Genomic DNA, 25,642 nt, shown 5'->3' on the forward strand with positions numbered 1-25,642 from the left:
GTTTGCACGATCGGGAACGAGGCCCCGAGAACGGTGTTGGCCAATATGCAACAGTGGCCGCAACCCGACGGAGGATGGAAATCAATGCTGCTTTTCAACTCATCGGGTTTGTGTAACTGTCGCAGCGATGTTGCCGGTGACGGCAGCTTTCAACCGAAACGGAGCATGATCATGACCAAATTCGCTACTTTCGCTGCCGCTCTCGGCCTGACCGCAACTTCGGCTCTGGCCGGTGGCTACGTCGCCCCCGTCGTTGAAGTCGAGCCCGTCGTCGTCGAGGAGCAGGCTGCTTCGTCGAACGCCGGCCTGGTGGTTCCGGCCCTGCTGCTGCTGGGCGTCATCGCCGCAGTTGCTTCGGACGACGACGACAGCTGATTTCGGAACGGATCGGTTCTTCCGATCTGTTTCAAGGGGGGCTGGCCTTGTGCCGGCCCCCCTTTATCGTTGGCGGACAGGGGTCTCGAATTCCGCGGTCGCGCATGAAAAAACCGGCCCCGCAGGGCCGGTTTTTCGCATTTCAAATCGGGATCAGGGCCGCAGCGTCTGAATGGTCACATAGCCCGCCGCAGGGCCGATCCACTGGCGCGAGACCGCGCCCTGACCGGCATAGCTGTTCTGGAAGCTCACGCCGTGGCCCTCGCAATTCTCGACCGTGACGCCGGGCTTCGGACCTGCACCGACGGTGCAGTCGAATTCCAGCGGGCGTTCCAGCCCGTCACCGGAATAATAGCGCATGACCCGTGTGCCCGAACCCGCGCCCGCGCGGATCGCCGCCGCGGTGCCGATCTCGGCCACGGACAGGTCGTTGCCAAGGCCCCGCGTGCCGATCAGCAGGCCGTCGCGGATGATCAGCGCCTCTTCCGAGGGGGTCATGTAGGTGCGCATCGCACCGTTCTGCCCGGTCATGGCCATGACCTGCGTGCGGCCCAGCCCCTCGAAGCCCGCCTGGATCAGCGGCCCCTGATTGACGCGCAGCGCCTCGGCCGCGGCCTGGGCCGGGGTGGGGGCGGGGGCCGCGGGTTCCGCGCGCCGATCGGCCACGACCTGCCCCGCGGTCTGCGCCAGCACGCCCAGGGGGCCGGTCGCGGCGGTATCGTTCCCGCAGGCGGCCAGGGCTGCCAGTGCGCCCAGGGCCATCGTCAGCTTGACTGAACCGATCATCGCCAGAACCTCCCCCAGCCTTCATAGAGATCGACGGTCTGCGCCTCGCGCACACGGTCATAGAGACGCCCGTTCACGTCCAGCTGCGCACCGCCGTCACGCGACAGCGACCGCAGGTTGGTCGACACGCGGTCGCGGCTGGCCTGGCCCGTCGCCCATCCAAGCGGGATCGACAGGGTGATGCCCTTGTCGAAGCTGCCCTCGCCGAATTCCTCGGCCGACAGGTCGGTCTTGGTCGCATAGGCGCCGATCGACCAGCCATTGGCGAATTCGCGGTTCAACGCGACCGTCGCGCCGACATCGCCAGCCAGGTACTTGCCGACCATCAGCTTGCCGGTGAAGCCTTCGGTGAATTCGTAATAGGCCGAGACATGGCCCATTGTGACCTCGTAGTCGCGGAAATCGAACAGCTGATCGAAATCGCGCTTCTTGACGTGGTTCACCTCGGCGCCGATGGCCAGCTGCGAATTGGCGGGCTTCCACAGCGCCTCGGCGGACACGCCGCCATAGGCGCGTTCCAGAAGGCCGGTCGTGACGCGGGTATAGACCGTGTCGGTAGGCTTCTCGTACCAGGCAAGCGTCAGGTCGGGAATGACCGGGCTGGAATTGCCGGTATACATGCGCGTATCCGATCGCACGCGCGGGACGCCCTCGGGCGTGGTTTCCAGCGCGGCGTTGGATTCGTATTCCTCGGGCGAATAATATTCGCCGCGTTCGCCCGGGACACCCGGACCGCGCTGGCCGATATCGCCGAAGGCACGCTGGCGGATGGCACCGCTGAGGATCAGCCCCGGCGTGATCTCGTAGCTGGCGCGGGCTTCGGCGCCGACCTCGTGGGTCAGGCCGTCCTCGGCGCTGAAGATGCCCAGATCGACATAGGGCTTGATCGACCAGCGGAAGCGCGGCGTCACACCCGGCGTTGCGACCAGACCCGGCGCGCTGCGGGGCGCGTCGACCAGCTGCGAGGCGGCGGCGATCTGCCCGGCCTCGGTATTCTCCAGCCGCTCGACATCCGAACGGCGCAGGACCACGGTCGAGGTGGGCATCCCGTTCGCGGTCGAGGTGATCGCGAAGGTCTCGACCGAGGCGGGCAGGGCGCGGGTCATCAGACGCGCGGTGCGGCCCACGGCCTCGGCCTGGCTGATATAGCGGGTGTTGCGGATGCGGACCTCGGCACGCGTCGCGCTCAGGCCCATGCTCTCGAGCGTCTGGCCTTCATCCGCCAATGCGTCGCCAAGCGCCTTCTGGATGGCGGGCTGTGCGGTCGGATCCTGCGACCAGGCCCCCGACCAGCCTTCGGGATCGGCTGCGGGCGAGGGGCGCGGACGCACGGGCGCGGGGGCCTTTTCCAGGCCCGAGGGATAGGCCGCCTCGCGCGGGTTCAGCGCGATGGTGAAGGACGCGCCGACCTTCTCGCCGCCGATGGTATAGAGACCGGCCTCGTAGTTGCGACCGAAGCGATAATTCGCGGCCAGGTTCACGCTGCTGCCCGGCTCGTCGCCCTGCTGGAAGCTGTTGCCGTTGCTGTAATTCGCGACATATTCGTCGTTCGAATATTCGGCGATCAGGTTCAGCTTGTCGGTGGCCTGCCAGCTGACCGAGGCGAAGGGTTTGGGGCTGCCGCTGAACCAGTCGTCCACGTTCGGAGTACCGCCTTCGTCGCCCACGTCGATGGTGCGCGGGTTGCCGGCCAGAACGCCCCAACCCAAGCCCGCCGAAACGCGGACCCGAGGGGTCACAGACTTGGTCGCGACGATGTATTCGCCCGAATAGACCCCGGTCCCCAGAAAGTCCTGCAGGCCCACCGCGACGGCCGGCCGCCAGCCATCCTCGCCCAAGATCTGGTATCGCAGGTCCAGCGATCGATCCGAGATGTAGCCTTCGTTCCGGTAATCGTTGATCCCGTCCACCCGGCCATAGCGCAGCACGGCGGTCAGTCCGGGCAGCGCCTGGAAGAAGATGTTGCCGCGACGGGCATAATCGGACCAGGACACGGTCGCGCCCAGGGTGCCGTCGGCCAGCGTCTCGGCGGTGGGGGTATCGATGCCGCCCGGCATGCCGTAGGTCGACATGTTCCGCGCGATCAGGGGGTCCGCCACGGCGGTCCCGGTGCCCGATCCCAGAAGCAGGGCCGCGGGCAGGGCTGTGGCCATCAAATGGCGTGTCAGGCGCGAGCGGCGCATCTTGTGGGTCCTTTTCCTTGGGCGGTGGGCTGCAGGATCAGCCTTCGGTGGGGGCGGCGGTGTTGACGGTGGCGGTCTGGCCGCAGCCCGACAGCTTCTGTCCGCGAACGGTCAGGCTGGCGGTCAGGGGGAACTTCTCGTCGGCCATCGTGTCCTGGCATTCCTGCGCGCGCAGGTTCACCACGAAGGGGCGGCCATCCAGCACGCCGACATATTCGACCCCGTCGGCAAAGACGATGCGGTCGACCGAGACGCTGCGGCCGTTCTGGTTGTCGGGTGTCCTGTAGGTGGCGCTGCCGCCGCTGATCTCGACATTCCAGAAGGGTTCGTTGCCGCGCGCGACGAAGGCGGTGGCGTTGTAGGTCAGGGGCTCGGCGCCCGGAATGGCGCGCGGAGCCTCGGCGCCGGTCTCGATCGGCTGTTCCAGCGGGCTGACGGCAGGCGGGCGCGGCTGCGCGGGATCCTGCGGTTCGGGGGCGGCTTCTTCCAGCCCGATATTGCGGCGCAGATCGGTCATGGCGGCGCTGTCGCAGCCTGCCAGGGGCAGCGTGATCAGGGCAAGAAGGGCGAGGCGCGCGGGTGCGGGACGCAGGGTCATGGGTTCCGGCCTTTGTTCTTCGGGATCGGTCTCTGTCACGACAGCGTTAGCAATCGCGGCCCCCTTGGGCAAGCGCCGCCGCCCCATCGGCCCCCCTTCAGGCGGCTTTCAGCAATTGGGCACGTTGACCGCCAGCCCGCCCAGGGATGTCTCCTTGTACTTCTCGCTCATGTCCTGCCCCGTCTGGCGCATCGTCTCGATCGCCGCGTCCAGCGGCACGATGTGATCGCCGTCCCCGCGCAGCGCCAGGCTGGCCGCGCTGACCGCCTTGATCGCGCCCAACCCGTTTCGTTCGATGCAGGGCACCTGGACCAGGCCGCGCACCGGATCACAGGTCATGCCAAGGTGGTGTTCCAGCGCGATCTCGGCCGCGTTCTCGATCTGGCGGGGGCTGCCGCCCAGCACGGCGGCCAGTCCCGCGGCGGCCATGGCGCTGGCGCTGCCCACCTCGGCCTGGCAGCCGCATTCCGCCCCCGAGATTGAGGCGTTGTGCTTGATCAGCCCGCCCACGGCGGCCGCGGTCAGCAGGAAATCGGGCAGAAGCCGGGTCGAGGCGCCCGGAACATGGTCCAGCCAATATTTCAGCACGGCGGGCAGCGTTCCCGCCGCACCGTTGGTGGGCGCCGTCACGACCCGACCGCCTGCCGCGTTCTCCTCGTTCACGGCCATCGCATAGGTGGACATCCAGTCGTTCACCACATGGGGCGCGGTCATGTTCATGCCGCGCTCCTCCATAAGGGCGCGGTGGATGCCCGGCGCGCGGCGGCGCACGTTCAGCCCGCCGGGCAGCACCCCGTCGGTCGCAAGGCCGCGGTCGAGGCAATCCGACATCACCTCCCAGATCCGCTCGATCCCGCGATGCAGGTCGTTGCGGGACCGGAAGCACAGCTCGTTCTCCTCCTTCATGCGGGCGATGGACTTGCCCGAGGATGCGGCCATCTCCAGCATCTGGCCCGCGGTCGCGAAGGGGAAGGGGACCGCATTGGCGGCGTCGCTGCGATCCTGGTCGCCGCGCCGTTCCAGTTCCTCGGCCGTCATGACGAAGCCGCCACCGATCGAGTAGTAGACCTTGTGGAAGATCACGTCGCCCTGCGCATCGGTCGCGGCGATGGTCATGCCGTTCGTGTGGCCGGGCAGGGGCGTGTCGTAGTCGAAGCGCAGATCCGCGTCGGGATCGAAGGCCAGCGGCTGCAGGTCCGGGGGCGTCAGGCGGCGGTCGCGGCGGATCAGCTCCAGCGCCTGTTCGGCCCGGTCCTGGTCCATCGCATCGGGGGTGAAACCCTGCAGCCCGAGGATCGCGGCACGGTCGGTCGCATGGCCCTTGCCGGTGAATGCAAGGCTTCCGTGCAGGCTGACGCGAAGGCCATGGGCGCGGAACGGCTGCGCGCGCAGCGATTCGAGAAACCGTGCCGCCGCGATCATCGGTCCCATCGTATGAGAGGAGGAAGGTCCGACACTGACCTTGAAAAGGTCGAAAACCGACAGGAACATGCTGCCCTCGCTGCCTTTGGGGGGTTGCGCTTTGCGGGCCATCCAAGCACGACGACGACCATGCCGCCATGCCTCCCGCGACCATTTCGCCCACCGGTTGCGACATCGCGATGCGGTTCTGGTGGGCTGTCCAGTCTGCCTGTTATTATGGCATGATGCACAAATAAAGAACAGCAAGGCCGCGCCTGCGAAATAGGCAGGCGATGGCCGCTCTGCCCGACTTGCGGGCGTTATCAACCAAGGTGAAGGAACAGTTATGCAGCGACCCGAACCGATCATACTTGGGGACAACACGCTCGGCGCACCGGTCTTTCTTGCGCCGATGGCGGGGATCACCGATCTGCCCTTCCGGCGGGCGGTCGCGCGTTTTGGCGCGGGCCTGCTGGTTAGCGAGATGGTCGCGTCCTCGGAAATGGTGACCCCGCGCCCCTCGACCCGTGCCGCCGTGCGCGCCAAGGCCCTGACCGAGGGCGCGCTGCCCGTCAGCGTCCAGATCGCGGGCCGCGAGGCCGGGGCCATGGCCGAAACCGCCCGCATCGTCGAGGGCATGGGTGCGCGCATCATCGACATCAACATGGGCTGCCCCGCCAAGAAGGTGACGGGCGGCTTGTCGGGATCGGCGCTGATGCGCGATCTGGACCACGCGCTGAGCCTGATCGACGCGGTGGTGGGGGCGGTGGACGTGCCCGTCACGCTGAAGATGCGTCTTGGCTGGGACGAGACCTGCCTGAACGCCGCCGAGCTTTCGGCGCGGGCGCGGGATGCGGGTGTGGCGATGCTGACGGTGCATGGCCGCACGCGGTCGCAATTCTACAAGGGCCAGGCGGATTGGAACGCGATCCGCCCGGTGGCCGATCTGCCGAACCGCCCGCCGCTGGTGGCCAATGGCGACATCGTCGATGCCGACAGCGCCCGCCGCGCCTTCGCGCAATCGGGCGCCGATGCGGTGATGATCGGGCGCGGTGCGCAGGGTCGGCCCTGGATCCTGGCGCAGATCGCACATCAGCTGTGGGGCACGCCCGCGCCCGTCATCCCGCAGGGTGCCGCCCTGGCCGATCTTGTGGCCGAGCATTACGAGGACATCCTCGATTTCCACGGGGCCGAGCTGGGCCTGCGCGTCGCGCGCAAGCATCTGGGCTGGTATGCCGAGGCAAACGGCGCACCGCTGCGTGCCGAGATGCTGCGCGCGCCCACCCCCGAGGCGACGCTGGCGCTGATCCGGCAGGCCTTCACCGATACCACGACCGAGGCCGCCGCATGACGACACCGCGCCCCCGCGACTTCATCGAGGCCGATCCCGGACCCTGCTGGCATTCGCTGCCGCTGCCTGCCGTGATCCTCGATGCCGAGGGGCGCGTGGCCGCCATGAACGACGCGGCCGAATTCTGGCTGAACGTGTCGCGCAACTGGTCGCTGGGCAAGCATCTGGAAGGCGACGACATGGCGACGCGGCTGCGCATCTCGCCCCCGGTGGCGTCGCTGGTGGCCCGCGTCGATACGACCGAGGATGCCTTCTATCACAGCCAGGCGGTGTTCGAGATCGGCGATCGCGCGGGCGGTCACCAGTCGCGCCGCGCGGCGATCCATGCGGGTTCGGCCGGTCTGGGCGGCGGCGTCAGCCTGATGATCGTCCCCGACGAGGCCGACGCGATGAACCAGACCCGCAGCGTGCGCAGCGTCGCGCGCAGCGCCATCGGCATGGCCGAGATGCTGGCCCACGAGATCAAGAACCCGCTGGCGGGCATTCGCGGGGCCGCGCAGCTGATGGGCATGAACGCATCCCCCGAGGATCGCGAGATGGCCGAGATGATCGTCAGCGAGAGCCGCCGCATCGTGGCGCTGCTGGACCAGGTGGAACGCTTCGGCGACACCTCTCCTCCGGCGCTGGGCCCGCTGAACGTGCATGACGTGCTGGAACAGGTGCGCCGCTCGGCGCAGGTGGGCTTTGCCAAGGACGTGAAGATCGTCACCGATTACGACCCGTCGCTGCCGGTGGCGCTGGCCGATGCCGACCAGCTGATGCAGGTCTGCCTGAACCTGGTCAAGAACGCGGCCGAGGCGCTGAAGGACAAGGCCGGCGGCACGATCAGGTTGCACAGCTTCTATGACCACACGCTGCGCCGCCCCCCGAGCGACGCCGACCCCGCCGGCCGCGCGCTGCCCCTGCAGATCGAGATCGAGGATAACGGGCCGGGCTTCCCCCCCGAGATCGCCGATCAGGTCTTCGAGCCCTTCGTCTCGGGGCGCGAGAACGGCACCGGCCTGGGGCTGGCGCTGGTCAGCAAGATCGTCACCGACCACGGTGCGCTGATCCGGGTGGACAGCCGCCCCGGACGCACCGTTTTCCGCATTTCTCTGCCCAAGGCATAAGGACCCGACACATGGACGGAACCGTTCTGATCGCTGATGACGACCGCACCATCCGCACGGTGCTGACCCAGGCGCTGACCCGCGCCGGATGCAGGGTCCATGCCACGGGCAGCCTTGCGCAGCTGGCCAAATGGGTCGACGAGGGGCGCGGCGACCTTGTCATCACCGACGTGATGATGCCCGACGGCAACGGCATCGACCGCATCCCCGCCATGCGAGAGGCGCGGCCCGACCTGCCGGTGATCGTGATCTCGGCGCAGAACACCATCGTGACCGCGATCCGCGCGACCGAGGCCGAGGCCTTCGAATACCTGCCCAAGCCCTTCGATCTGCCGGACCTGATGACCAAGGCCAATCAGGCCCTGTCGCGCCGCCCGCGCAAGTCGGACCCGGTCCCCGAGCCGCTGCAGATATCCCGAGAGGCGGCCGATCCCGCCATGCCGCTGATCGGTCATGCCCCGGCCATGCAGGCGCTGTTCCGCATGGTCGCGCGGGTGCTGAACGCCGATCTGGCCGTGATCATCGCGGGCGAGGCCGGCGTCGGCAAGACGACCATCGCGCGCAGCTTCCACGAACTGTCCGATCGCCGCGACGGGGGGCTGGCCTTCCTGACCTCGGCCGATGCGGGTGAGGATGCGGTCTCTCGTGCCGCCGAGAAGGCCCGCGGCGGCACCATCGTGATCGAGAACCCGGCAGGTTTCGACACCGCGGCACAGGCCCGCCTGATCGGCCTGATCGAGGCGATGGAGACCGGTCCCGACCGCGCCAACGCCCCCCGCATCGTGGCGACCACCGGACCCGATCCGCAGGCGGACGTGTCCTCGGGGCGCCTGCGCTCGGATCTCTACTATCGCCTGGCGGGGGTGACGATCAGCGTGCCGCCGCTGCGGTCGCGGGTGGATGACATCCTGCCGCTGGCCGCGCATCTGCTGGCACGCGCGCAGGCCTACGGCCTGCCGGAACGCAACCTGTCGGACGATGCGGCAGCGCTTCTGCGCGCCCATCCCTTCCCCGGCAATGTCCGCGAGCTGGAGAACATGATGCGCCGCCTGGCGCTGACCGCCAGCGGTCCGGTCATCAGCATCGACGAGATGCGCGAGGCGCTGGCCCAGCATGGCGGCGGTCGCGGCGCCCCGGCGCAGCAGGCCGCGGCCCCTGCCGCCATGCCCGATTACAGCGAACCTGCAGCGACGCCGATGGCCAGCCACGGGACGGGCGCGAACCTGTCGGATTCGGTGGAACAGCACCTTCAGCGCTATTTCGATCTGCATGGCGACAGCCTGCCGCCTCCGGGGCTGTACGACCGCATCCTGCGCGAGGTCGAGCGTCCGCTGCTGCAGGTGGCGCTGGATGCCACCGGCGGAAACCAGCTTCGCTGCGCGGATCTGCTGGGCATCAACCGCAATACGTTGCGCAAGAAGCTGACCGAGCTGAATATCGAGGTGACACGGCGCCGCAAACTGATGTAAAACCGCCACAGGGGCGCAGCGCGAATACAACGCGCTGGCCATTCTGGAAGCCGCGTCAGACGGCAAGTGGGGGTTATGTCGGGCCTCGTGGCAGGTTTGAGCTGGGACAGGTTGGCGCGTCTGCGCCTGCCGCGGCATTGGCGGGGCGCGACGACCTGGATCGTGCTGATCACCGGCATGGTGCTGGCCGTCGCGACATTCGCCGTGATGACCCCCTTCGGACGGGACTGGCCGGGGCACATGCTGCGTGCCGTTCTGCTGGCCGATCTTTTGTATCTTCTGGTGCTGGTGGCCTTCATCGTGGCCCGCATGGCACGACTGATCTCGGCGCGCAGACGTGCGGCGCCGGCGTCCCGGCTGCATGCGCGGCTGGTCGCGATCTTCGCGGGGCTGGCGCTGATCCCGACGGTGCTGGTGGCGCTGTTCGCGGGCTTTCTGGTCAATATCGGGCTCGAGGGCTGGTTCTCGGACCGGGTGCAGCAGGTGGTGACCACCTCGCAGGCCGCGGCCGAGGCCTATCAGGCCGAACATCGCAGCGACCTGGCCGAGGATGCGCGCGCCCTGGCGGGCGTCCTGATGCAAGCGGGGCGGGCGAACCCGCTGATCGAGGATGGCGAGATGCGCCAGCTGCTGGCGCAGGGCCAGAGCCTGATCCAGCGCGGCCTGCGCGAGGCCTATATCATCAACGGCGCCGGAGAGATCCGCGCGCGCGGCGAACGCAGCTACCTGTTCTGGTACGAACAGCCCGGCAGCGACGATCTGGACCGGGCGCAGACCGACGGGCTGGTCCTGATCGAGGATTGGGACAATGACGAGTTCCGCGCCCTCGTGGCGCTGCCGCCGCTGGCCGACCGATACCTCTATGTGACGCGGGACGTCGATGGCAGCCTTCTGGGGCTGGTGGACGACACCCGCGCGACGGCCGGCGATTACCGCCAGCTCGAGGAGATGCGCAGCCAGGTGCTGCTGGAATTCTCGCTGGTCTATCTGGGCTTCGCGCTGCTGCTGGTGGCGGTGGCGATCTGGCTGGGCCTGTGGTTCGCAAGCCGCCTGTCGCGGCCCATCGGGCTGCTGGCGCAGGCATCCGAACAGGTGGGCCGGGGCGATCTGGACCTGCAGATCCCCGAACCCCGGACCGGCGACGAGATCCAGACCCTGGGGCAGTCCTTCAACCGCATGACCCGGCAGCTGAAGGCGCAGCGCGAGGAGCTGATCGAGAGCTACCGCGTCAGCGACGAGCAGCGCCGCCTGTTCGACAACGTGCTGGGCTCGGTCACCTCGGGGGTGATCGGCCTGGATGCCGCCGGAGAGATCGATTTCGTCAACCGCTCGGCCAGCCGCCTGCTGGGGCTGGACCCCAAGCTGGATATCGACGCGCTGCTGTCCGAGCTGGTCCCCGAATTCGAGCCGCTGTTCGAGAAGCTGTCCTCCTCGGTCGCGGAAACCGTGCAGGACGAGGTGCGCCTGATGCGCCAGTCGCGACTGGAGAGCCTGCTGGTGCGCATGGCGGTCCGGCGCGGCAACGATGGCGCGCTGGAGGGTTACGTGGTCGCCTTCGACGACGTGACCGAGCTGGTCAGCGCGCAGCGCATGGCCGCATGGGGCGATGTCGCGCGCCGTGTCGCCCACGAGATCAAGAACCCGCTGACGCCGATTCAGCTGTCGGCCGAGCGTCTGCGCCGCAAGTTCGCGCCCCTGGCCCCCGAAGAGGACCGCCCGGCGCTGGACCAGTATGTCGAGGTGATCATCCGCCAGACGAACGACCTGCGGCGCATCGTGGACGAGTTCAGCCGCTTTGCCCGGATGCCCGAACCCGACCGCGCCGAAACCGACATCGCGGCCCTTCTGTCCGAGATCGTGATCCTGCAGCAGGACGCGCTGCCGGGCGGCGTGGTGACGCGGATCCCCGATCAGCCGGTGATCGTCGATTGCGATCCGGGCATGTTGCGGCAGGCACTGACGAACATCCTCAAGAACGCGGGCGAGGCGGTCGAGGAAAGGGCGGCCGACGCCCCCGAGGGGTGGCGGCCCCGGATCGAGGTCCGGATGCAGGCCGAACCCGAGATGGTGGTGATGCAGGTCGAGGATAACGGCCCCGGCCTGCCCGCCGACCGGTCGCGCCTGTTCGAGCCCTATGTGACGCTGAAGGCGCAGGGGACCGGGCTGGGCCTGCCCATCGTGAAGAAGATCGTCGAGGAACATGGCGGCAGCCTGACCCTGACGGATGCGCCCGACGGGCAGGGCGCATTGGCCGAAATCCGACTGCCGCGCGAACGCCATCCGGTGCGCGCGGCCAAGAAGAGCAGACAGGAAAACAGCGAGGCGACTGCATGAGTGACATCCTGATCGTCGATGACGAACGCGATATCCGTGAACTGATCTCGGACATCCTGAAGGACGAGGGCTTCGAGACCCGTCTGGCCGCCAATTCCGACGAGGCGGTGGGCGCGCTGAACGAACAGGAGCCCTCGTTGATGATCCTGGACATCTGGCTGAAGGACAGCCGGATGGACGGGATCGACATCCTGAAGCAGGTCAAGCGCAACAATCCCGACGTACCGGTGATCATCATCTCGGGGCATGGCAACATCGAGATCGCGGTGGCGGCCATCAAGCAGGGCGCCTACGATTTCATCGAGAAGCCCTTCAACATCGACCAGCTGATGGTGGTCATCAACCGCGCGATGGAAACCAGCCGCCTGCGCCGCGAGAACAGCACCCTGCGCCGCGGTGGCGAACGCAACACCGAGATGCTGGGCCAGTCCATCGCCTTCAAGCGCCTGCGCGACGGGCTGGACAAGGTCGCCAAGTCGAACGGCCGGGTGATGCTGTCGGGCGAACCCGGTACCGGCAAGGAGCTGGCCGCGCGCTATATCCATGCGCACAGCCCGCGTGCCTCGGCGCCCTTCATCACCGTTCCCTGCGCCACCATCGAACCCGAGCGCATGGAGGAGGTGCTGTTCGGTCGCGAGACGCCGGAACGCGGGATCGAACCGGGGCTGCTGGAACAGGCCCATGGCGGCATCATCTATTTCGACGAGGTGGGCGACATGCCCGTGGGCACCCAGCCCAAGATCCTGCGCGTGCTGACCGAACAGCAGTTCATGCGCGCGGGCGGCACCGACCGGGTGCGGGTGGATCTGCGGGTCCTGTCCTCGACCAATCGCGACCTGCCGACCGAGATTGCGGCGGGCCGGTTCCGGCAGGAACTGTACGACCGGCTGAACGTGGTCCCCATCGCCGTGCCGTCGCTGGCCGACCGCCGAGAGGATATCGGCCATCTTGCGCGGCATTTCATCGAGGTGTTCCACCAGCAGCAGGGCCTGACCCCGCGCGACCTGCCCGAAGAGACGATCGCGGCGCTGCAATCCATGCGCTGGCCCGGCAATATCCGCCAGCTGCGCAACGTGATCGAGCGGGTGCTGATCCTGGCCGAGGGCAGCGGCGCGATCCAGCCCTCGGAACTGGAGCCCCAGGGCGCCACGCCCGAGAATGGCGACGCGCTGAGCCTCGGCCCGCAGATCACCTCGATGGCGCTGCGCGAGGCGCGCGAGCTGTTCGAGCGCGAATACCTGGTCGCGCAGATCAACCGCTTCGGCGGCAATATCAGCCGCACCGCGCAATTCGTGGGGATGGAGCGCAGCGCGCTGCATCGCAAGCTGAAATCGCTCGGGGTCGTCGGCGGCGCGCGCAGCGACGAAGAGATGGTGCTGGGCAAATAGAGCCACGCTTGCGCGCCCCGACCCCGCGTCATAGGCAAGGGGGCAGGGCGCGCCACGCGCATGGGCCATTCGGGGGCACGACATGAAGATCATCATCTGCGGCGCAGGGCAGGTCGGCTGGCAGATCGCGCGCCACCTGGCCGGGGAACGCAACGACGTCACGGTGATCGACAACAACCCCGAACTGATCCGCCGCGCCACGGATACGCTGGACGTCCAGGGCGTGACGGGCTTTGCCAGCCATCCCGACATCCTGGACAAGGCCGGCGCGCGCGATGCCGACCTGATCATCGCCGCCACCCATTCGGACGAGGTGAACATGGTCACCTGCCAGGTGGCCCATTCCGTCTTCCAGGTCCCGCGCAAGATCGCCCGCCTGCGCAGCGCGGCCTATCTGGATGCGATCTACAGCGACCTCTATCGCACCGAACATCTGCCCATCGACGTGGTCATCAGCCCCGAACAAGAGGTCGCGAAGGCCGCGCTGCAGCGCCTATCCGCGCCTTCGACCTTCGATGTCGAGACCTTCATGGACGGCAAGATCCAGCTGCTGGGGATCGACCTGGAACGCGATTGCCCGGCGCTGAACACGCCACTGCGCCAGCTGACTGAGCTGTTCTCAAGCCTGCGGGCCATCGTGGCGGGGGTGCGTCGCGAAGGGCGGCTGTTCGCGCCGGAACCGGGCGATCAGCTGTTCGCGGGCGACCAGATCTATGTCTTCGCCCATGCCGAGGATGTGGGGCGCACGCTCGACATCTTCGGCAAGCCGCCCCAGAAGCAGGAACGCCTGACCATCATCGGGGCGGGGAACGTGGGCCTTGCGGTCGCGCAGACCTTGGAACGCCGGACCGAACGGATCCGCGCCAAGCTGATCGAGCGGGATCGCGGACGTGCCGAATTCGCCGCGGACCGGTTGGAACGGACCATCGTGCTGAACGGCGACGGGCTGTCGGCGGAACTGCTGGACGAGGCGGGCGTCCCGCGTGCCGATGCGGTGCTGGCCGTGACCGATGACGACAAGACGAACATCCTTGCATCCGTTCGTGCCAAGCAGTCCGGCGCGAAGATGGCCATCGCGCTGATCAACGACCCGACGCTGGTGCCGCTGATGGGGGCGCTGGATATCGACGCCTATATCAACCCGCGTGCGACGACCGTCTCGACGATCCTGCGCCATATCCGCCACGGGCGGGTGCGCGACATCTATTCCGTGGGCGATGCCGAGGCCGAGGTGATGGAGGCGCAGGTCCTGTCCACCAGCCCGATGTCGGGCCGTGCGATCCGCGACATCGATTTCCCCGAAGGCGCGCTTCTGGGGGCTGTCCGCAAGGGCGACCGCGTCGTGAAGCCCACCGCCGACACGCGCATCGAGGAAGGCGACATCGTCCTCATCTTCGCGCTGACCCATGACGTCCCCGAGGTCGAGCGCCTGCTTCAGGTCTCGATCGACTTCTTCTGAAGGCGCATGCCATGATCGGCACCCTGTCCCGACTGCCGCTGCTGATCCTGCTGAGCGTGGGGGTCGCGTTGATGATGCTGATCCCCGCATCCTATGCCTCGGTCACGGATGAGGACGCGATCGCGCGGACGTTTCTTTACGCGTCCCTGCTGATCCTGATCGTGGGCGGGCTGATCGGGCTGGCGACCCATGCCAACCCGCGCCCGCAAAGATCGCGCGAGACGCTTCTGACCATGCTGGGCGTCTTCGGCCTGCTGCCGGTGCTGATGGCCTTCCCCTTCGCCGAGAGTTTGCCCGACACGGGCTATGTCAACGCGTGGTGGGAAATGGTGTCCTCGCTGACGACCACGGGGGCGTCGCTCTATTCGGCGGACCTGCTGCCGGAACCGCTGCATCTGTGGCGGGCGATGGTCGGCTGGATGGGCGGGCTTTTCATCCTGGTCGCGGCGGTCGCGATCCTTGCACCCCTGCGCGTCGGCGGGTTCGAGATCATGTCCAGCCCTTCGGGGCGCGAGGAATACCGCGAAAGGCTGCCGCAATCGTCGGATCCGCGCACGCGTCAGCCGCATCTGTCCGATCCCGTCTATGACAGTCCCCTGGCCGATCCGGCGCTGCGCCTGCTGCGCGCGGGCGTCGAGGTGGGACCGATCTATCTGGCGCTGACGCTGGCGCTGTGGGTAGGGCTGCTGCTGCTGGGCGATCCGTCCTTTCTTGCGCTGACCCGTGCGATGGGAACGCTGTCCACCTCGGGGATCTCGCCCGTGGTGGGCCCCCCCGGCGAGGTGACAGGCGTTCCGGGCGAGATGCTGGTCTTCGTCTTCCTCGTGCCGGCGCTGTCGCGGCGCTTCTGGCCGGGCGGGGCCGAGCTGCGCGCCACCGACAAGCTGCGCGACGATCCCGAACTGCGCATGGCCCTGGGCCTGGTCGCGCTGGTCACCATCGTGCTGTTCCTGCGCCACTTCCTGGGCGCGATCGAGCTGCCGATGCAGGATGACGATCCGTTGCACCGGATCGGGCTGGGGCTGGCGGCGCTGTGGGGGGGCATGTTCAACGCGCTCAGCTATCTCACGACGACGGGCTGGAACTCGGTCAGCTGGCAGGGCGCGCGGTCCTGGTCGGGTCTGACCGCGCCGGGGCTGATCCTTGCGGGGCTTGCCATGATGGGCGGGGGCGTCGCCACCACGGCGGGCGGGGTCAAGCTGCTGCGCGTCTATGCCCTTGCGCGCCACGGAGAGCGCGAGATGGAGAGGATCATCCATCCCAGCTCCGTGTCGGGCGGGGGGCGCATCGCGCGGCGCCTGCGTCGGGAAGGCGCCTATCTGGCCTTCATCTTCTTCATGCTGTTCGCGACCTCGATCGCGGTGGTGGTCGCGCTGGTCTCGATCCACCAGATCGAGTTCGAGACCGCGACCATCCTGTCCATCGCCGCGCTGACCAATACCGGCCCGCTTGCAGCCGCCATTCCCCTGACCCCGGCCTTCGAGGGGACCGCGGGCATCGCCTCGGCCCCGTGGGAGGGATGGTCGGGCCTGCCGGACTTCACCAAGGGGGTTCTTGCGCTGGCCATGATCGTCGGCCGGATCGAGACGCTGGCGCTGCTGGCGCTGCTGTCGCCCGAATTCTGGCGCCGCTGAGGCGCTTTGGCAGCAATCTGACGATAATATGAACCATGTCGCCCCGCGCGCTTGCATGGGGTGCCGGTACCGCCTAAGTGTTGAACCGATCGGGATAGTGACAAACGGACGACAAATAATGGCCGGTGACAAACAGAACCTTCAGGACGCGTTTCTCAATCATGTCCGCAAGGCGAAGGTGCCTGTCACCATTTTCCTGATCAACGGCGTCAAGCTGCAGGGTGTGATCACCTGGTTCGACAATTTCTGCGTCCTGCTGCGCCGCGACGGACAGTCGCAGCTGGTCTACAAGCATGCCATCAGCACGATCATGCCGGGCCAGCCCATCAATCTGTATGAATCCGAGGACTGATTGGCCGAGCCGACCTCTACCGAAGCCAAGCCGACACGCGCCTACGTCATTCACCCCGACTTGGGGAACTCGCGCACGCAGCGCCGAGAGCCCGAGCATGCCCTGGCCGAGGCCGTGGCGCTTGCCCATGCCCTGCCGGGCATCGAGATCGTGGGCGAGGAAGTCGCGCGTCTGAGAGACCCCAACCCTGGCATGCTGTTCGGCAAGGGCAAGCTTGCCGAGATCCGAGAGCGCCTGGAAGCCGTCGAGGCCGAACTGGTCCTTATCGACGGTCCCGTGACCCCCGTTCAGCAGCGAAACCTGGAAAAGGACTGGGGCGTCAAGCTTCTGGACCGGACCGGGCTGATCCTGGAAATCTTCGCCGACCGTGCCCGCACCCGTGAAGGCGTGCTGCAGGTGGAACTGGCCGCGCTGTCCTATCAGCGCACGCGGCTGGTTCGCGCCTGGACGCACCTCGAACGGCAGCGGGGCGGCCTGGGATTTGTCGGCGGTCCGGGGGAAACCCAGATCGAGGCCGACCGCCGCGCCATCGACGAACAGATGACCCGCCTGCGTCGCCAGCTGGAACGCGTGGTCAAGACGCGCACGCTGCATCGCGCCGCGCGGGCCAAGGTGCCCTATCCCATCGTCGCGCTGGTGGGTTACACCAATGCGGGGAAATCCACGCTGTTCAACCGCATGACCGGGGCCGAGGTGATGGCCAAGGACATGCTGTTCGCCACGCTGGACCCGACGATGCGCGCCATCCGCCTGCCCGATGCGGGGGGCGGCAATTCCGGTCGCAAGATCATCCTGTCAGATACCGTGGGCTTCATCAGCGATCTGCCGACCGAACTGGTCGCGGCCTTCCGCGCAACGCTGGAAGAGGTGCTGGAGGCCGACCTGATCCTGCATGTCCGCGACATCAGCCACCCCGAGACCGAGGAACAGGCGGGCGATGTGGCCGACATCCTCGAAAGCCTGGGCGTGGACGAGGATGTGGCCCTGATCGAGGTCTGGAACAAGATCGACGCGCTTGGACCCGACACGCGGGCTGCCCTGCAGCGGACCGATGCCCGGACCGAGGGTGTGCAGGCCGTCAGCGCCCTGTCGGGCGAGGGGCTGGCCCCGCTGATCGAGGCGATCGAGGCGCATCTGGAACTGGCGCTGGACGAGCCGCGCGAGGAAGCCCAGGTGGTGCTGGACTTTGCCGACGGTCGTCGTCGCGCCTGGTTGCACGAGGCGGGCGTCGTCGAACGCGAGGAGGCGACCGAGGACGGGCTGCGGCTGCATCTGCGATGGACCGCAAGGCAGCGCGCCGGGTTCGAGGCGATGGATCAGCCGGATCACGAATGAAGAAGGGGCCCTCAGGGGCCCCTTTTCGTTTCAGGCGGGCATCTCGTGCGCCCAGGGCGGGTTCGCCCCCGCGCGGGACACCGTGACCGAAGCCGCCTGCGCGCCAAGCGTCAGTGCCGCGCGGATCTGGTCGGGCGTGATCCCCGCCAGCGCCGGTTTCGACAGCAGATCCTGCTTGGACAGGCTGGCCATGAAACCCGCGTTGAACGTGTCGCCCGCGCCGATCGTGTCGGCCACGGTGGTGCGCACGGCGGGCGCGCTGACGGTTTCACCGTCCCAGAAGGCGCGGGCGCCGGTTTCGCCCCCGGTCAGCAGGACCATGCGCGGGCCGGATGCCTGGACCTTGCGCGCCGCATCCTCGGGCGACAGGTCAGGATGCAGCCATTCCAGGTCGTCCGCCGACAGCTTGACGATATCGGCCATGGGCAGCAGCCGCTCCAGCCGCGCGCGATAGGCATCGGGCTGGGTGATGAAGAAGGGGCGGATATTGGGGTCGATCATGACGACGCGGTCGGCATGATGATCGGCGATCAGCGATACGACCGTCGCGCCGCAGGGATCGGGCACCAGGCTGATACCCCCCGCGAAGATCGTCGTCACCTCGTCGGGCAGGGGGGCGATGTCGTCGCGCGTCATCATCCGGCCCGCCGAACCCTCGTCATAGAAGGAATAGCGCGCATCGCCGTTTTCCAGCGTGACCAGCGCCAGCGTGGTCAGCCGGTCGGTGCGCGGGCACAGATCGGTATTCACCCCGGCCTCGGCCAGGGGGCGCAGGATCTGTTCACCGAAGGGGTCGCGGCTGATGGGCCACAGGTAGCCCGCATCGATCCCCAGGCGACCGAGCGCGATGGCGGTATTGAACACGGCACCACCCGCCAGCGGGCGGAAACTGCCGTTCTGCGGCACCATGTCGATCAGCGATTCACCGGCACACAGGATCATGGCATTCCCTCCCTTGGCGTGTGGATTCAGCGCGTGAAATACATGATAATCGCTAGCGCTACCAGCGCCAGAAGCGTGGCACCGGCGATTTTCCAGACCGACCAAGGCCTTTCACCCATCACCCGGCCCGATTGTCCGTTCACCACGAAGCGGAAGCTGCGCCCGTTATAGCGGTAGGCCGCCGTCCAGATCGGCAGCAGGATATGCTTGAAGGTCTCGGCGCTGAAATCGCTGTTCACGGCATGGATGCGCTGCTGATCGCCGCCGATGTCGCGCCGCACGTCACCCTCGATCACGCGGGCCATCTGCGCGCGGGCCGCGCCGTGCCCGTCGGCCAGTGCGACGGTATATCCCTCGGCCTCGAACCCGGCCAGGAAATCGGGGCGATAGGTCGCAAGATGGGACAGGTCCCAGGGCGCCATCGCGCCGGTGAAACGCTGCGGCAGCGCGGTCGAGGCAGGCACCAGCACGTCGTTGAAACTGCGCGCGACCCGGCCCTGCGCCGGTCGCCAGCGGACCTTCGGCACGCGGCGGGCGACGCGACGCGACTTGCCGTTCACCGTCTCAGTCACCCAATGCGTTTCGTAATAGACATCGCCCCGCTGCCCGGAATAGCGCGAGGTGCTGTCGGCATCGAAGGTCCAGAAGGGCGAATAGACGCCCGTCAGGTGCCGATCCTTGCGGGCATAGGCCACCAGCCCCGACGGGGCGAACCACAGCCCGCCCAGCCAGTCGGACATGGCCTTGCGGGCCTCGGCCTCGGTCAGGCGAAATGGCAGGACACCCTGTGGCTTGATGCGCCGTGTGGCCCCGGTATCGGTGACGACGGGCGTCGCGCAGAAGGGGCAGGCCCCGGCGTGATGCGTATCGTCCAGGTCGATCCGCGCCCCGCAATTGGGACAGGACAGCGTGCGGACCTCGTGGGTGATGTCGCTGCCCGTGGCATCCAGATGCAGGCCGCGTTCCAGCGGGATCTCGACCAGCTCGGGGGTCTTGTGGGCGGCGTCCCATTGCAGGGCGGGATCCTGGGGACCGGCCTCGGGCTGACGGCCGGGTGCGCGCGCATCGCCCGGCCCGATGGGTTGGACATGGCCGCACCAGTCGCAGACCATCTCCTGCTGGCCGGGCCGGAAGCGCAGGCTTGCCCCGCATCTGCTGCAGGGAAAGCGGTGTTCCTGTGGGCTGTCCGGCATGTTCAGGCTTGGGGCAGGGGGGGCGGCATCATGGTGAACAGCTGCGCCAGTTCATCGACCTGGTCCGCGGGCAGCCAGCCGTCCTGGCCCGGCGTCCAGACCAGCGTGTCGCGGGTAAAGCTGCCATCCGCGACCATGCGGCCCAGATGTCCGCGCCCGAAGGGGCCCTGCGCCTGGCCGTCGATCGCCACGTGCCACACTGTCTCGACCGATTTTCCGGGCAGGGGCGGGGGGGCTGCGGCGGCCGGTTGCGGGGCCGCCTGCTGCGGGACCGCGCCCCAGGGACCGCGCATGGTCGCGCCCATCGCGGCCCCCATCGCCGCGCCGAAGCCCGCACCGGCGCCACCCTGGTTCTGGGCGGCGGCCAGCATCGCCTCGGATGCGGCATATTGACCGAAGCGGTCCAGGTCGCCCACGATCCCCATCGAGGTGCGCTTGTCCAGCATCGCCTCGACCGCGGCGGGCAGGCTGATATTCTCGATCCAGAATTCGGGCAGGGTGATGCCGTAGCTGTCGATGACCGGGGCGATGGCCTTGGCGACCAGCTGCGCCAGCTGATCGGTGTTCGCGGCCATGTCCAGAACCGGGATCCCCGAGGAGGCGATCGCGCGCGAGAACTCCTGCACGATCACGTTGCGGATCTGCAGCGCGATCTCGTCGCGGGTGAAGTCGCCATCGGTGCCGACGATCTCGGACATGAAGCGGGCAGGGTCGGTCACCCGCATCGAATAGGTGCCATAGGCGCGCAGGCGCACGGGGCCGAATTCCGGGTCGCGTGCGATGATCGGGTTGCGCGTGCCCCATTTCAGGTCGGTGAAGCGCGTCTTGTCGACGAAATACACCTCGGACTTGAAGGGGCTGCGGAAACCGTGATCCCAGTGCTGCAGGCGGGTCATCACCGGCAGGTTGTTCGTTTCCAGCAGGTAGAGCCCGGGCCCGAAGACGTCGGCCAGCTGCCCCTCGTGGACGAAGACGGCGGCCTGCCCCTCGCGGACGGTCAGCTTGGCGCCGTACTTGATCGCGCGGCCGACCGTGTCGAAGCGCCAGACCATCGTGTCGGGACTGTCCTCGACCCATTCGATGACCTCGATGAATTCGCCGCCCAGGATGTCGAAGATGGACATGATGTTCCCCGTTCAGATGACCCCGCGCCCATGTATGGGGCGCGGGGGCGCGGGGATCAAGCGTCGCGGGGGATCACGCCTCGCGGGCCAGAAGCTCGGCCGCGATTCGGCGGACGATGGGGGCGGCCTCGGCCTCGGACATGCCGGGGCGCAGGCGCGGATCATAGAGGATCTTCAGCAGCAGTTCGTCATGCCGTGTCAGCAGGGCGAATTCCTCGTCGTCGTTGAAGACCGAAGGCCGCGCGGCGGGGCTGTCGTTGGACAGGCCCATCCCCTGGGCCAGCTCCTCGTGGATGCACGAGGTCCGCAGCAGGGGCGGAAGCTCGGCCCGGATGACGGCGATGGCATGGGCGTAATCGGCGGCGCCGCCCCGGCTGTAGGCGAAGACCGTGCAGCTGATCGAGGCGGGCAGCCCCGTCAGCACGCCGATATCGCGGGCCGGAATGCCCGGCACCAGTTCCGCGATGCGGGCGGATGCGGCGCGGCGTTCATCCTCGGTCATCACCAGAACGACGAAATTGCCGCCGCCGCCGGACATGGACACGGGGTGCCCGGTCGCCTGGGACAGGGTGCCCGCCATCTGCGCCAGTTCGGACCGCCAGACCGCCTGTTCGCCCGCCCCGTTGCTGGTCCCGAAGGCCGGCTGGATGCGAACGGGCTGCGACCAGCGGCGCAGGGGCGCGTCGCGACCCTTGGCCACCAGGCCGTCGGCGGTGGGGCTGTATTCGTCATGCAGCGCGATCGCCATGAAATTGCGCGCCAACGTATCGGCGTCGATGGGCGCATCCAACGGCGCGCGGTCCCGGCGCAGCTTGCCGCGCGACAGCAGCTTCGCCTCGACCGAGGCATAGTATTGCCGCTGTGCGTCGCTGAGATCCGAGGGCACGGCGGACGCGCTCTGGTTGTTGGCCTGCCGATTGCGTTCGGCCCTTGCCTGGCGCAGTTCCGCCTGGCTGGGCGTGGGCGCCTCGGACGGGGGTGCCAGCCCTTCGGGGGCCGGTTGCGGCCGGGGCGAGGTGGGGGCATCGGGTCCGCGATCGCAGGCGGCCAGCATCAATGCGCCCGTCAGCGCCGCCACGAAGCCCGGTCGCAGTCGGGCCAGGATCTGCGCCATGTTCAGCCCGCCTTGCCTTGTGTTGCCGCCGGTTGCGCGCGGGCCGAGGACAGCGCGACGCGCAGGTCGCCCTCCATCCGGGTCAGTTCCTCTTCGGCGGCGCGGCGACGGGCGCGTCCCTCGTCGGCGATGCGCAGGCTGTCCTCGATCGTGGCGATCAGCTGGGCATTGGCCGATTTGACGGCTTCGATGTCGAAGACGCCGCGCTCGGTCTCGGTGCGGATCTGGGCATTGGCACTGCGCAGGTTGTCGGCATTGCGCGTCAGCAGCTCGTTCGTCAGATCGCTGGCCTCGCGCACGGCGCGCGCGGCCTCGGCGCTGCGCTGGATGGTGACGGCCTGCGCCAGCTGGGTTTCCCACAGCGGCACCGTGTTCACGAGGGTCGAATTGATCTTGGTGATCAGCGACTTGTCGTTTTCCTGCACCAGCCGGATCGAGGGAAGCGACTGCATCGTCACCTGCCGCGTCAACTTCAGGTCGTGGACCCGGCGTTCCAGATCGTCGCGCAGCGTGCGCAGGTCGCGCAGCTCCTGCGCCTCCATCACCTGCTCGCCCTCGGGGCGGGCGGCGACCTCCTCGATCTTGGCGGGGATCACCTTGCGATCCAGTTCCTGCAGCTTGGCCTCGCCCGCCGCGATATAGAGCGCGAGTTCGTCGTAGAAGTTCAGCGTCCGGTCATAGAGCAGATCGAGCGATTTCACGTCCTTCAGAAGCGTCTGCTCGTGGCTTTCCAGCTCGGCGGTGATGCGGTCGATCTGGGTCTGGACCTTTTCATAGCTGGCGACGAACTTGGCGAAGGGCGCGGCACGGCCCAGCAGCTTTTCCCACCAGCTGCGCGTGCGGCGCACGTCCAGTTCCTGGGTCGAGAATCCGCGAATGGTCGTCACCACCTCGCGCAGGCTGTCGCCCGCGGGGCCGGCATCCTTGCTTTTGACATCGCCCAGCATCTGCTGGCTGATCTGCTGCAGATCGCCCTGCGCACGCGTGCCGAACCGAAGGATCGAGCTGCTGTCCGCAAGGTCGATCTCGTCCATGCGCTGGCGGACCTGCGCCTGCACGGTCGGATCCTGCGCGTCGATCAGGTCTTCGGCGGGGGCGGGTTCGGGCAGCGCGGTCGAGGTCACGCTTTCGATATCCTCGCGCAGGGCCTCGGCGCGGCGGCGAATTTCGTCACTCATCACAAACTTCCCTGTCCAATGGCGCGGCGAGGATGCCACGCCCTGTCGCAACGCAGCATATGGGGAAATCGCGCATTCGCAACGTGACAAGGGGGCGAATTGATCGCCCCCTTGCAATCATGACACGTCAGGCGGCCTGCTTGCCCGCGCCGAAGCGGCCATAGAAGCTGTCGCCCTTCTCGGCCATCTCGCGCAGAAGGGCGGGGGCCTTGAAGCGGTCGCCATGGCGTTCGGTCAGCCCATCGCAGATCTCGACCGCGCGGGCGGCGCCCAGCATGTCCAGCCAGCCGAAGGGGCCACCCGACCAGGGCGCGAAGCCCCAGCCCAGGATCGCGCCGACATCGCCTTCGCGGATATCCTCCAGCACGCCGGCCTCGAGGGCGCGCACGGCCTCCAGCGTCTGTGCGAACATCAGGCGGTGCTGCACCTCGGTCAGCTCGGGCTGATCGTCCGCCTGGGGATAGCGCGTGTCCAGTTCCGCCCACAGGCCCTGGCGCTTGCCCTTGTCGTCATAGTCGTAGAAGCCCGCATTCGCCTTGCGACCCATGCGGCCCGCATCGGCCATGGCAAAGATCACCTCGTCGACCGCATCGTCGGGATAGGCATCGCCCATCGCCGCGCGGGTGGCCTTGGCGATCTTGACGCCCAGGTCGATGCTGGTCTCGTCCACCAGTTGCAGCGGGCCAAGGGGCATCCCCATCATCTTGGCGGCATTCTCGATCAGGGTCGGGTTCACACCTTCGCCGACCATGCGGATGCCTTCGTTGATGTAGGGGATGATGCAGCGGTTGGCATAGAAGAACCGTTCATCATTGACCACGATGGGCGTCTTGCGGATCTGGCGGACGAAATCCAGCGCCTTGGCGGCGGCGCGGGGGCCGGTTTCGCGGCCCTTGATGATCTCGACCAGCAGCATCTTGTCTACCGGGCTGAAGAAGTGGATGCCGATGAACTGCTCGGGGCGGCTGCTGGCGCGGGCCAGGTCGCTGATCGGCAGGGTCGAGGTGTTGGTCGCGAAGATCGCGTCCTCGGGGATCACGGCCTCGGCCTTCTTGGTGACCTCGGCCTTGACCGAGGGGTCCTCGAACACGGCCTCGACGATCAGGTCGCAGCCCTGCAGCGCATCGTAATCGGTCGTGGCGGTGATGCGGGACAGCACCTCGGCCTTCTTCTCCTCGGTCGATTTCCTGCGGCTGATCGCCTTGTCCAGCAGCCCTTCCGAATAGGCCTTGCCCTTGTCGGCGCTGGCTTGCGCCGCGTCGATCAGCACGACCTCGATGCCCGCCATCGCGCTGACATAGGCGATGCCCGCGCCCATCATGCCCGCGCCCAAGATGCCGACCTTCTTCACCTTCTGATCGGGGGCCTCGGGGCGGTTCGCGCCTTTTTCCAGGGCTTCCTTGTTGATGAACAGGCTGCGGATCATCGCGCTGCTGGAGGGGTTCATCAGCACGTTGGTGAACCAGCGGGCCTCGATCTTGAGCGCCTGGTCGAAGGGCACCATCGCGCCCTCATAGACCGCCGATAGAAGCGCCTTGGCCGCCGGATAGACGCCCATCGTCTTGCCATGCACCATCGCGGACGCGCCCACGAAGGTCATGAAGCCCGCGGGGTGGAAGGGTTCGCCCCCCGGCATCTTGTAGCCCTTGGCGTCCCAGGGTTTCACGATATCCGCATCGGTCGCGTTCAGCACCCATTCGCGGGCCGCGGCCACCGGATCCTCGGACACCTCGTCGATGATGCCCGCGGCCTTGGCCTTCTTCGGGTCCGACAGCTTGCCCTCCAGCAGGAAGGGGGCCGCGGCCATCGCGCCCAGCTTGCGCGTCAGGCGGATCGTCCCGCCCGATCCGGGGAAGATGCCGACCATGATCTCGGGCAGGCCGATCTTGGCGCGGGCATTGTCGGCGGCAAAGATGCGATGCGTGGCCAGCGGCAGTTCCAGCCCGATCCCAAGCGCGGTGCCGGGCAGGGCGGCTGCGATGGGCTTGCCACCCTTCTTCGTCTTGCGGTCCATGCCCGCCAGCTCGATCTTGCGCAGCAGGTGGTGCAGGCCCATGACGCCGTCGAAGACGCCCTGCGCACCGCCCTGATCGCGCATGCCGGCGATGACGTTCAGGTCCATTCCCGCGGCAAAGTCCTTCTTGCCGCTGGTGATGACGATGCCCTTGACCGCATCATCGGCCAGCGCGTCGTCGATCAGGTCGCTCAGGGTGTTCGCGCCATCCATCGACAGCACGTTCATGGATTTGCCCTGAACGTCCCAGGTGATGATCGCGACGCCGTCGGCGCCCTTCTCCATCGTGAAATCGGTCATGAT

At 67.6% G+C, this 25,642-nt stretch carries 20 protein-coding genes; 10 read left to right on the forward strand and 10 right to left on the reverse strand.

Annotated features, from left to right (window positions below; translation table 11 throughout):
• The first annotated feature begins 84 nt into the window (after window positions 1–84).
• A complete protein-coding gene (locus KO490_RS10475) occupies window positions 85–375 on the forward strand; it encodes a hypothetical protein (protein WP_371822299.1) in 291 nt (96 codons plus the stop codon).
• Between the two features lie 153 nt (window positions 376–528).
• On the opposite strand, the gene KO490_RS10480 is transcribed toward KO490_RS10475, so the two are convergent.
• The 4 genes from KO490_RS10480 to KO490_RS10495 form a co-directional block, all read right to left on the reverse strand.
• Complete coding sequence (locus tag KO490_RS10480; protein WP_216019367.1) at window positions 529–1,161, reverse strand: YjbF family lipoprotein; 633 nt, start codon at window positions 1,159–1,161, stop codon at window positions 529–531.
• The gene (locus KO490_RS10485; RefSeq protein WP_216019368.1) at window positions 1,158–3,344 is read right to left on the reverse strand and encodes a YjbH domain-containing protein; all 2,187 of its coding nucleotides are present in this window, start codon (window positions 3,342–3,344) and stop codon (window positions 1,158–1,160) included. The genes KO490_RS10480 and KO490_RS10485 overlap by 4 nt, the downstream gene beginning before the upstream one ends.
• A gap of 37 nt (window positions 3,345–3,381) precedes the next feature.
• Entirely contained in the window at window positions 3,382–3,942 is a 561-nt protein-coding gene (locus KO490_RS10490) for a COG3650 family protein (protein WP_216019369.1), read from the reverse strand.
• Window positions 3,943–4,050: 108 nt separating this feature from the next.
• Window positions 4,051–5,433, reverse strand: coding sequence for an L-serine ammonia-lyase (locus KO490_RS10495; RefSeq protein ID WP_216019370.1), 1,383 nt, complete (start codon window positions 5,431–5,433; stop codon window positions 4,051–4,053).
• A gap of 256 nt (window positions 5,434–5,689) precedes the next feature.
• On the opposite strand from KO490_RS10495, the gene dusB reads away from it, so the two are divergent.
• The 9 genes from dusB to hflX all read left to right on the forward strand — a co-directional run bounded on the left by dusB (window position 5,690) and on the right by hflX (window position 17,774).
• The gene (dusB, locus tag KO490_RS10500) at window positions 5,690–6,694 is read left to right on the forward strand and encodes a tRNA dihydrouridine synthase DusB (RefSeq protein ID WP_216019371.1); all 1,005 of its coding nucleotides are present in this window, start codon (window positions 5,690–5,692) and stop codon (window positions 6,692–6,694) included.
• Window positions 6,691–7,803 (forward strand): nitrogen regulation protein NR(II), encoded by a 1,113-nt coding sequence (locus KO490_RS10505; RefSeq protein ID WP_216019372.1) that lies wholly within the window; start codon window positions 6,691–6,693, stop codon window positions 7,801–7,803. The genes dusB and KO490_RS10505 overlap by 4 nt, the downstream gene beginning before the upstream one ends.
• Before the next feature lie 11 nt (window positions 7,804–7,814).
• A complete protein-coding gene (locus KO490_RS10510) occupies window positions 7,815–9,272 on the forward strand; it encodes a sigma-54 dependent transcriptional regulator (protein ID WP_216019373.1) in 1,458 nt (485 codons plus the stop codon).
• A gap of 75 nt (window positions 9,273–9,347) precedes the next feature.
• Complete coding sequence (locus tag KO490_RS10515; protein ID WP_216019374.1) at window positions 9,348–11,606, forward strand: ATP-binding protein; 2,259 nt, start codon at window positions 9,348–9,350, stop codon at window positions 11,604–11,606.
• Entirely contained in the window at window positions 11,603–12,994 is a 1,392-nt protein-coding gene (locus tag KO490_RS10520; protein WP_216019375.1) for a sigma-54 dependent transcriptional regulator, read from the forward strand. The genes KO490_RS10515 and KO490_RS10520 overlap by 4 nt, the downstream gene beginning before the upstream one ends.
• A gap of 82 nt (window positions 12,995–13,076) precedes the next feature.
• On the forward strand, window positions 13,077–14,453 hold the full coding sequence (trkA, locus tag KO490_RS10525) for a Trk system potassium transporter TrkA (RefSeq protein ID WP_216019376.1): 1,377 nt from the start codon (window positions 13,077–13,079) through the stop codon (window positions 14,451–14,453).
• Between the two features lie 11 nt (window positions 14,454–14,464).
• The gene (locus KO490_RS10530; protein ID WP_216019377.1) at window positions 14,465–16,087 is read left to right on the forward strand and encodes a TrkH family potassium uptake protein; all 1,623 of its coding nucleotides are present in this window, start codon (window positions 14,465–14,467) and stop codon (window positions 16,085–16,087) included.
• 118 nt (window positions 16,088–16,205) lie between these two features.
• Window positions 16,206–16,439, forward strand: a complete 234-nt coding sequence (hfq, locus tag KO490_RS10535) for an RNA chaperone Hfq (RefSeq protein ID WP_216019378.1) — start codon at window positions 16,206–16,208, stop codon at window positions 16,437–16,439.
• On the forward strand, window positions 16,440–17,774 hold the full coding sequence (gene hflX, locus KO490_RS10540) for a GTPase HflX (RefSeq protein WP_216019379.1): 1,335 nt from the start codon (window positions 16,440–16,442) through the stop codon (window positions 17,772–17,774).
• A 30-nt stretch (window positions 17,775–17,804) separates the two neighbouring features.
• Here the strand turns inward: hflX and KO490_RS10545 are convergent, their stop codons facing one another.
• The 6 genes from KO490_RS10545 to KO490_RS10570 all read right to left on the reverse strand — a co-directional run bounded on the left by KO490_RS10545 (window position 17,805) and on the right by KO490_RS10570 (window position 25,639).
• Window positions 17,805–18,716: a carbohydrate kinase gene (locus tag KO490_RS10545; protein ID WP_216019380.1), complete on the reverse strand. Its 912-nt coding sequence runs from the start codon at window positions 18,714–18,716 to the stop codon at window positions 17,805–17,807.
• Window positions 18,717–18,742: 26 nt separating this feature from the next.
• A complete protein-coding gene (locus KO490_RS10550; protein ID WP_216019381.1) occupies window positions 18,743–19,909 on the reverse strand; it encodes a zinc ribbon domain-containing protein in 1,167 nt (388 codons plus the stop codon).
• Window positions 19,910–19,911: 2 nt separating this feature from the next.
• The gene (locus KO490_RS10555) at window positions 19,912–21,033 is read right to left on the reverse strand and encodes an SPFH domain-containing protein (RefSeq protein ID WP_216019382.1); all 1,122 of its coding nucleotides are present in this window, start codon (window positions 21,031–21,033) and stop codon (window positions 19,912–19,914) included.
• Between the two features lie 73 nt (window positions 21,034–21,106).
• Window positions 21,107–22,147, reverse strand: a complete 1,041-nt coding sequence (locus tag KO490_RS10560) for a DUF2927 domain-containing protein (RefSeq protein ID WP_216019383.1) — start codon at window positions 22,145–22,147, stop codon at window positions 21,107–21,109.
• A gap of 2 nt (window positions 22,148–22,149) precedes the next feature.
• Entirely contained in the window at window positions 22,150–23,325 is a 1,176-nt protein-coding gene (locus KO490_RS10565; protein ID WP_216019384.1) for a toxic anion resistance protein, read from the reverse strand.
• 127 nt (window positions 23,326–23,452) lie between these two features.
• The gene (locus KO490_RS10570; RefSeq protein WP_216019385.1) at window positions 23,453–25,639 is read right to left on the reverse strand and encodes a 3-hydroxyacyl-CoA dehydrogenase NAD-binding domain-containing protein; all 2,187 of its coding nucleotides are present in this window, start codon (window positions 25,637–25,639) and stop codon (window positions 23,453–23,455) included.
• Between the last annotated feature and the right edge of the window lie 3 nt (window positions 25,640–25,642).

Origin of the sequence: Paracoccus sp. C2R09 (genome assembly GCF_018860625.1) — a bacterium.
Lineage (GTDB): Bacteria > Pseudomonadota > Alphaproteobacteria > Rhodobacterales > Rhodobacteraceae > Paracoccus.